A 6,619-nucleotide genomic window follows, 5' to 3' on the forward strand; every position below is an offset into this window, starting at 1 on the left:
TGAAGCTCATGACAAATATTAAAGATCTCAATGCATTGAAAATGGATAAAAACCTCGGAAAAGTGCTTGATGCACTGACCAATGATCCGTTTGGTTTATCTGCTGCACAGATTGCTAACAATTCTAAAATGTCGTTAAAGACAGTTAAAAATTGCCTTGCTGTGTTAGTGCAAGACGAAAAAATTCACCTAGATGATTTAGGTGTCTATCACACCACTCTGAAAGCCGATCAATCACATGCTGAGCCAGTAGTTGAAAAAGAAACTCAGTTGGTGGTGAGTGCAAATACAGGTAAGGTCGTAGAAGTAGCTAAAAACCCGGTTAAGAATGATGTCCCTACTCCTCCGGCACCTCAGGTCGTTGGCGTAGAAGGCTTTGATGCCAAAATCACACCCACCAATCTACTCGACATCATTCCAGGAACACCGTTCAAGATAGAACAACAGCCGGCTAAAGCTAAAGATGACACCAGCAAACCAATCAAGGTACGAATTCTTGAGTTCATTAAAAGCCAATGCTTTTTTTCATCCGATGGTGTGACTACTTTTAAGGTTGCTGACTCGCTTGCAATCACTAAACGCCAAGCTGATAACGCTTGTTATGCCCTTGAGAGTCAAGGCTGCTTAAAGTCAGAAGGCAAAGCAGATAATAAGCATTATTTTTACGTCCAGGATATTCAGCGTAATCGTGCAGAACCACGAATGGAAAAGACTTCTGATCCAGCAAAGACCGCTGTTTCCCCTTTCGACAACTGGATCGAGCATCGTGTAGTGGAAACTAAAACTGTAAAGCTTACCGAAAGCCAGCTGGAAGAAGTACTGAAGCATGTATTCAAAATGGACAATGTCACCTTCCTGACTCCACTACCAGATCCATATGTGGTCGAACTCAAAATGGAGGTGGTTCGTTGAAGCACGGGACGATCTCTACATATACAAACCATGGGTGTCGCTGCGACGAATGTTGTGCAGCGAACACCAACTGGAAGAAGTTGTATGTATGTGGACTGGTAGAAAAAAGACAACGTAAACACGGCACGATGAGCATGTATAACACTGGCTGCCGTTGTCCTCAATGTGTATCAGCATGCCGAGCATATAGTCGAGCCCGGTATCAAAAATTAAAACAGGTGGCGTGATGGATATTTTAGAAGAAGATTACCAAAAAGCGGTTGCGGTGGTTAGAAAATGCTTAAGCGGTAGTGTTTCAAACCTTCAGCGAAAACTTTATTGGGGTTATGGACGTGCTGCATCAGCTATAGATCGTATGCAGGATGAGTTTATTGTGAGTCCAATGGCTGCGTCTGGCCGTCGTGATGTTTACCCTGAAGAAACACATGAGTTATGGAAAAAGTTGCAAGCAGCCAAAGCCCAAGCGGTGCCGGAAGGTTTTATTTTAATCAAAGATGATACTAAGACCGTTGTTGCAATTGAACGAATGGTTGAACAGCAGGTCGAAGCAAGTGGCATAGATTCTCGTCGATTAGAAAGACTTGATGGTTGGAAGATTATTGAAGCGGCAGTTAAGGCACAGGAGCCACAAATAACAGAATTGAAAGTTGAATGGGCTTCTGATTGCTTTAAGTGCGGACATCATGAAGCAATTATTTACTCCACAGCTGCCGAAGCTTCTACAAAGGGTTGGTTTCATGATGGCGATGAAGTGAAGTGCACAGGATGCGGTAATACCGGTGAAATGGATGCACGTGGTGAAGATAGTGATATTTGCTGGAATGAGGATGAAGCCAATGACTAATAAACCTATGCTGGTGATCAACCACATCGAACCCGTTGGCTTGATTGCTGAAAGCGGATCAGAGTTAGCGAAAGCGTTTAGCAATACTTATTTCAACCAAGCAGCAAATGAAATTGCCGATCAAAGTGAAATTGAAGCATTGCACTTTATGGGAAGCGTGGCTGGTCATGCCTTATGTCAGATGTTTAGCCAGAATATAAATATCAAAGAGCTTGATTCTGTTTTGGCTCAGATTCGTAGTTATGTAATTCAAGGGCAAGGAAGCTGATATGACTGAAGTTCAAAAATCTATGCACTGGCTACTTAATGCGAATACAGGCATGTCGAGTAAGTGTCTGATGGCAACACTGCTTAATAATGGTCCAGTGGCGGGCAAAGCATGGGAAACCAATTTCCACCCACATGATCCGGCCGACTTTGAGCGCTGCGTAGGATTACTTAATGCAGTACCGGAATTTCGTGAACGTCTTGGCCAAATGAAAACAGTCTCTAAACATTGGGCTGTTCTGGTTGATCACTGGGATGAAATTGAGACTCTATTGAATGAAGAAGTTAAACAGCGTTTTGCCCCTAAAACTTACGATCTGATGAAGTCGTTATTTAAAAGTATTGAGGTGACTGAGTGAGCATTCAAATTGTTCAACCTACACCATACGATGATGCCCAATTTCTGTGGTGTACCACCTGGTGTGAGAAAAAAGGTTTAAATCCATATGATGCGGATCATTGGGCAGCTGCTAAAGCGGAATATTTAAAGACTCAAGGAGGACAACAGTGACTGAATACTGTTTCATCTGTAAAAAGTTCACGGTTCATTGTGACGTGTTTTGTTCAATTTGTGGATTCAAGTGAGGTGTTATGAAAGCTAATACTGAGTATGAATTGCTCCAGGCAATACATAGCGAAATGCAGGAACTTAGAAAAGCACTGAAGGCAAGCAGTGAACGTCGGATTGGTCGGATCGAGTTTGCTAAATTGCTCAATATCGAACCTGAGACACTGGATTCCAGAATTCGAGACGGTCGCTACATGAAACCGCATAAGGATGGAAGAAAGAGTTTCTGGCTAAGTTCCTATGTTCAATCTGTCATTCTTGATATAGAGTTAAAAGATAAAGTCGCCTAGAGCGGCTTTATCTTTTTCAGGCGCTTCACTTTGTGAGTATCATTGTGAGTAACCCCTAAAACCAAGAGCAAAATTTCAAGTTTTAAAACTTAATTACTCATCCACAATATCGGCAAATTCTGCACCTAAAATTCGCGCTAAATCTTGCGGATTTAACCCGATATCCAGCCCCCTTTTTCCACCGCTTACATACATCTTTTTAAGCTGAATTGCACTATTACAAATCACTGTTTTTAAACGTTTCTTTTGCCCTACCGGGCTGATTCCACCCACCAGATATCCGGTTAATCGTTCTGCCTGTTTAGGATCTGCCATTTGCAATTTTTTACAACCGAATGCAGCAGCTACTTTTTTAAGATTAAGCTGATGATGAACAGGTAATACTGCCACAAAATATTGCTTTTCATCCGTGACTAATAGCGTTTTAAAAACCTCTTCAACAGCTAGGCCCAGTTTCTCTGCTGCTTCTAAACCAAAGCTTTTAGCATTGGCATCATGTTCATATTCGTGAATGCTATATTCGATTTTATTGGCTTTTAAAAGTTTGCAAGCTGGAGTCATGATATTTGACTATTTTGTTTTAGATAGCTGCATTATATAAAATTCACACCTTTCTCGAACATGGCTAGACTATTTATAAACCATATTATTCGATAAAGTTTCTACGAAAAGCCTTATTGCAAGAGGGTGAGTATCGTTGAGTTGACCTCCTACGACCATTCACCGACTTAGTAGACGACCTTTTGCCAATTTAAATGCTTTATCTTTTGGCTGAATATTCAGCATTGAATACAATTCTATGAACATTTCAGTCAATCTCACCATTTTGCGATACAGGAATTAAAAATAGGGCGACTCAGTAAGTTTAACTCACTACCTGATTCCACTGTTAAGCTCAGGAGTTGACTCTTTTTCTATGCATACTCACAACTCTAAGGGACCTTAAAATAATAGCTAACTGATAGATTTTTTAATTTAAAATAAATTAAATTCAATAACTTATTTAATAAAATCTCATATAATTAGAATTATTATATAAAAACCAGTCATGAGCACTTTTTAAACAGACTTTTTTTTCACTAAAATTTAAGATGAATAAGCTTTAAACCTTAAATACTGCAAACATCTAGTAGGATCTGATCAAAAATAGTTGACTTCTTTATTATCTGTCGGCAATGTTACATAAACATTATTAACTGTTTTAGCCAATTAGGCTTACAATGTAAAAATCCGACATAACTCCCATAAATGTCATTTTTTAACATTGCCAATTCCTTGCAAAGTTCTCATTATATAGCCCACTATCAGGCAGGCAATTTCTACACCAATTCAGACAAAATTTTTATAAAATGTAGAATTTCATGCCATAATGAAGGAAGTTTGCTGACATCTTGCAAACTTCTTTTGAAACTTTTGAATTGGAGCAAGCTGAATGAGTTCGACCATTTTGGTCATTCATGGACCGAATCTTAATTTGCTGGGAAAGCGTGAACCAGAAGTATATGGTCACTTGACTCTTGATGACATCAATCAGCAGCTCAGCGCTCAGGCTAAAAATGCCACTTTAGAATTAGACTCTTTCCAAAGCAACTGGGAAGGTGCCATTGTCGACCGAATTCATCAAGCACAACAAGACGGCGTGCAATACATCATTATTAATCCTGCAGCTTTAACGCATACCTCTGTTGCAGTGCGTGATGCACTTCTTGGCGTTGCCATTCCATTTGTTGAAGTCCATTTGTCTAACGTTCATGCACGTGAGGCATTTCGACATCATTCATATCTGTCCGATAAGGCGATCGGCGTGATCTGTGGTCTGGGTGCAAAAGGCTATGTCGCTGCCCTCGATTACATCATTGAAAAAATTCAATCTTCTAAGCAATCTTAATTAGGAATACTGTCTCATGGATATCCGTAAAATCAAGAAACTCATCGACCTGATGATTGAGTCTGACTTACAGGCGATCGAAGTTAAGGAAGGAGATCAATCCATTGCCCTGACTCGTCGCAATCCAGTGGTTGCAGCAGCTGTTCCTGCAATGCCTGCACCTGCAGCTGATGTACCTGCTGCGAAATCTCCACGTGGTGCTGTGGAAAAATCTCCGATGGTTGGTGTGTTCTATGCAGCACCAAGTCCAGGCGAAGCACCATTTGTGAAAGTGGGTCAAACTGTTTCTGCTGGTGAAACACTTGGTATTATTGAAGCCATGAAAATCATGAACCCGATTGAAGCAACTCAGAGCGGTGTGATTGAAGAAATTCTGGTGAAAAATGGTGAAGTGATTCAGTTCGGTCAGCCACTTTTCCGTTACCGCGCTTAATCACCTCGGGGATTCATAATAATGTTGCAAAAAGTTTTAATTGCAAACCGTGGTGAAATTGCCCTGCGCATCACCCGAGCTTGCAAAACTTTAGGAATTAAAACTGTCGGTGTCTATTCAGATGCTGACAAGGACTTGATGCATCTACGTTTCTGCGATGAAGCAGTATGTATCGGTCCTGGCGCAAGCAGTGACAGTTACCTAAATATTCCAGCAATTATCACAGCAGCTGAGATTACTGGTGCGGATGCGATCCACCCAGGTTATGGCTTTCTGTCTGAAAATGCTGAATTTGCTGAAATTGTTGAAAGTTCTGGCTTTATCTTTATTGGCCCACGTCCTGAACACATTCGCCTGATGGGTAATAAGGTTTCTGCCATTATTGCCATGAAAAAAGCCGGCGTACCAACAGTACCAGGCTGTGACCATGCAGTAACCATCCACAATGCCCTTGCTGAAGCCAAAGAAATCGGCTTTCCGCTGATCGTAAAAGCTGCTGCGGGTGGTGGCGGACGTGGTATGCGTATCGTTGAACGCGTAGATACCCTGCTCGAGTCTGTACAAGCGGCGCAACGTGATGCAGAAATGTGGTTCGGCGATGATACGGTTTATATGGAACGTTTCCTGCAAAAGCCGCGTCATGTTGAAGTACAGATCCTGGGCGATGGTAATGGCCATGCGATCCACTTGTATGATCGTGACTGTTCTTTACAGCGCCGTCATCAGAAAGTACTGGAAGAAGCTCCTGCACCAAACTTGCCTGAACAGGCACGTGCTGACATTCTGGAAGCTTGCGTAAATGCATGTAAGTTAATGCAATACCGCGGTGCTGGTACCTTTGAATTCCTGTTTGAAGACGGCGAATTCTTCTTTATTGAAATGAATACCCGTGTTCAGGTAGAACATCCTGTCACTGAAATGGTGACTGGTGTTGACATCATTGAACAACAGCTTCGTGTCGCTGCTGGTCTGGGTCTGGATATTCAGCAAGAAGATATCATCGTTAAAGGTCATGCGATTGAATGCCGTATTAATGCGGAAGATCCATCTACCTTTATGCCATCTCCAGGCATGATTGAGACTTTTTACACACCAGGTGGTGCAGGTATCCGTTTAGATTCGCATATCTACCCAGGTTATAGCATTCCACCGTATTATGACTCGATGATTGCCAAGCTGATTTCACATGGTAAAGATCGTGAAACAGCCATTGCCCGTATGAAGCAGGCGCTTGATGAAATGATTCTGACTGGCATCAAGACCAATATCCCGCTGCATAAAGATCTGATCCTTCAGGATGAGAACTTCTGTGAGCAGGCAATGGATATTCACTATCTCGAAAAACATCTGCTTAAACAACTTGAAGGTGCTGAAGAAAAGGCTTAATCCTCTTTCAGTATCCTTAATAAAAAACCGCT

The 6,619-nt window shown here is 41.6% G+C and carries 10 protein-coding genes; 9 read left to right on the plus strand and 1 reads right to left on the minus strand.

The genetic code is table 11. The features are described 5' to 3' along the window. Window positions 1-8: 8 nt before the first annotated feature. The 6 genes from HADU_RS04115 to HADU_RS04140 all read left to right on the plus strand — a co-directional run bounded on the left by HADU_RS04115 (window position 9) and on the right by HADU_RS04140 (window position 2,880). Window positions 9-911: a hypothetical protein gene (locus HADU_RS04115; protein ID WP_008303844.1), complete on the plus strand. Its 903-nt coding sequence runs from the start codon at window positions 9-11 to the stop codon at window positions 909-911. A gap of 226 nt (window positions 912-1,137) precedes the next feature. Beyond that, window positions 1,138-1,755, plus strand: a complete 618-nt coding sequence (locus tag HADU_RS15190) for a DNA translocase FtsK (protein WP_008303845.1) — start codon at window positions 1,138-1,140, stop codon at window positions 1,753-1,755. Next, a complete protein-coding gene (locus tag HADU_RS04130; protein ID WP_005107112.1) occupies window positions 1,748-2,023 on the plus strand; it encodes a hypothetical protein in 276 nt (91 codons plus the stop codon). The genes HADU_RS15190 and HADU_RS04130 overlap by 8 nt, the downstream gene beginning before the upstream one ends. A gap of 1 nt (window position 2,024) precedes the next feature. Further along, a complete protein-coding gene (locus HADU_RS04135) occupies window positions 2,025-2,381 on the plus strand; it encodes a hypothetical protein (protein ID WP_004646813.1) in 357 nt (118 codons plus the stop codon). Continuing rightward, entirely contained in the window at window positions 2,378-2,533 is a 156-nt protein-coding gene (locus HADU_RS15600; RefSeq protein WP_004646812.1) for a hypothetical protein, read from the plus strand. The genes HADU_RS04135 and HADU_RS15600 overlap by 4 nt, the downstream gene beginning before the upstream one ends. A gap of 128 nt (window positions 2,534-2,661) precedes the next feature. Then, window positions 2,662-2,880, plus strand: coding sequence for a hypothetical protein (locus HADU_RS04140; protein ID WP_227499332.1), 219 nt, complete (start codon window positions 2,662-2,664; stop codon window positions 2,878-2,880). A 93-nt stretch (window positions 2,881-2,973) separates the two neighbouring features. Here the strand turns inward: HADU_RS04140 and ybaK are convergent, their stop codons facing one another. Next, window positions 2,974-3,441: a Cys-tRNA(Pro) deacylase gene (gene ybaK / locus HADU_RS04145; RefSeq protein WP_008303851.1), complete on the minus strand. Its 468-nt coding sequence runs from the start codon at window positions 3,439-3,441 to the stop codon at window positions 2,974-2,976. 871 nt (window positions 3,442-4,312) lie between these two features. On the opposite strand from ybaK, the gene aroQ reads away from it, so the two are divergent. The 3 genes from aroQ to accC are packed head-to-tail and all read left to right on the plus strand — an operon-like array spanning window position 4,313 to window position 6,587. Further along, window positions 4,313-4,768: a type II 3-dehydroquinate dehydratase gene (gene aroQ, locus HADU_RS04150; protein ID WP_005221864.1), complete on the plus strand. Its 456-nt coding sequence runs from the start codon at window positions 4,313-4,315 to the stop codon at window positions 4,766-4,768. Between the two features lie 16 nt (window positions 4,769-4,784). Next, window positions 4,785-5,201: an acetyl-CoA carboxylase biotin carboxyl carrier protein gene (gene accB / locus HADU_RS04155; protein ID WP_004809213.1), complete on the plus strand. Its 417-nt coding sequence runs from the start codon at window positions 4,785-4,787 to the stop codon at window positions 5,199-5,201. 21 nt (window positions 5,202-5,222) lie between these two features. Continuing rightward, entirely contained in the window at window positions 5,223-6,587 is a 1,365-nt protein-coding gene (accC, locus tag HADU_RS04160; RefSeq protein WP_005221863.1) for an acetyl-CoA carboxylase biotin carboxylase subunit, read from the plus strand. Window positions 6,588-6,619 lie beyond the last annotated feature (32 nt).

The organism is Acinetobacter sp. HA (assembly GCF_000264725.1).
Taxonomy (GTDB): Bacteria; Pseudomonadota; Gammaproteobacteria; order Pseudomonadales; family Moraxellaceae; genus Acinetobacter; species Acinetobacter schindleri.

Coding starts and splice junctions, on each gene's coding strand:
- HADU_RS04115 (WP_008303844.1), top strand. CDS start 9: ATGACAAATATTAAAGATCTCAATGCATTGAAAATGGATAAAAACCTC.
- HADU_RS15190 (WP_008303845.1), top strand. CDS start 1,138: ATGGATATTTTAGAAGAAGATTACCAAAAAGCGGTTGCGGTGGTTAGA.
- HADU_RS04130 (WP_005107112.1), top strand. CDS start 1,748: ATGACTAATAAACCTATGCTGGTGATCAACCACATCGAACCCGTTGGC.
- HADU_RS04135 (WP_004646813.1), top strand. CDS start 2,025: ATGACTGAAGTTCAAAAATCTATGCACTGGCTACTTAATGCGAATACA.
- HADU_RS04140 (WP_227499332.1), top strand. CDS start 2,662: ATGCAGGAACTTAGAAAAGCACTGAAGGCAAGCAGTGAACGTCGGATT.
- ybaK (WP_008303851.1), bottom strand. CDS start 3,441: ATGACTCCAGCTTGCAAACTTTTAAAAGCCAATAAAATCGAATATAGC.
- aroQ (WP_005221864.1), top strand. CDS start 4,313: ATGAGTTCGACCATTTTGGTCATTCATGGACCGAATCTTAATTTGCTG.
- accB (WP_004809213.1), top strand. CDS start 4,785: ATGGATATCCGTAAAATCAAGAAACTCATCGACCTGATGATTGAGTCT.
- accC (WP_005221863.1), top strand. CDS start 5,223: ATGTTGCAAAAAGTTTTAATTGCAAACCGTGGTGAAATTGCCCTGCGC.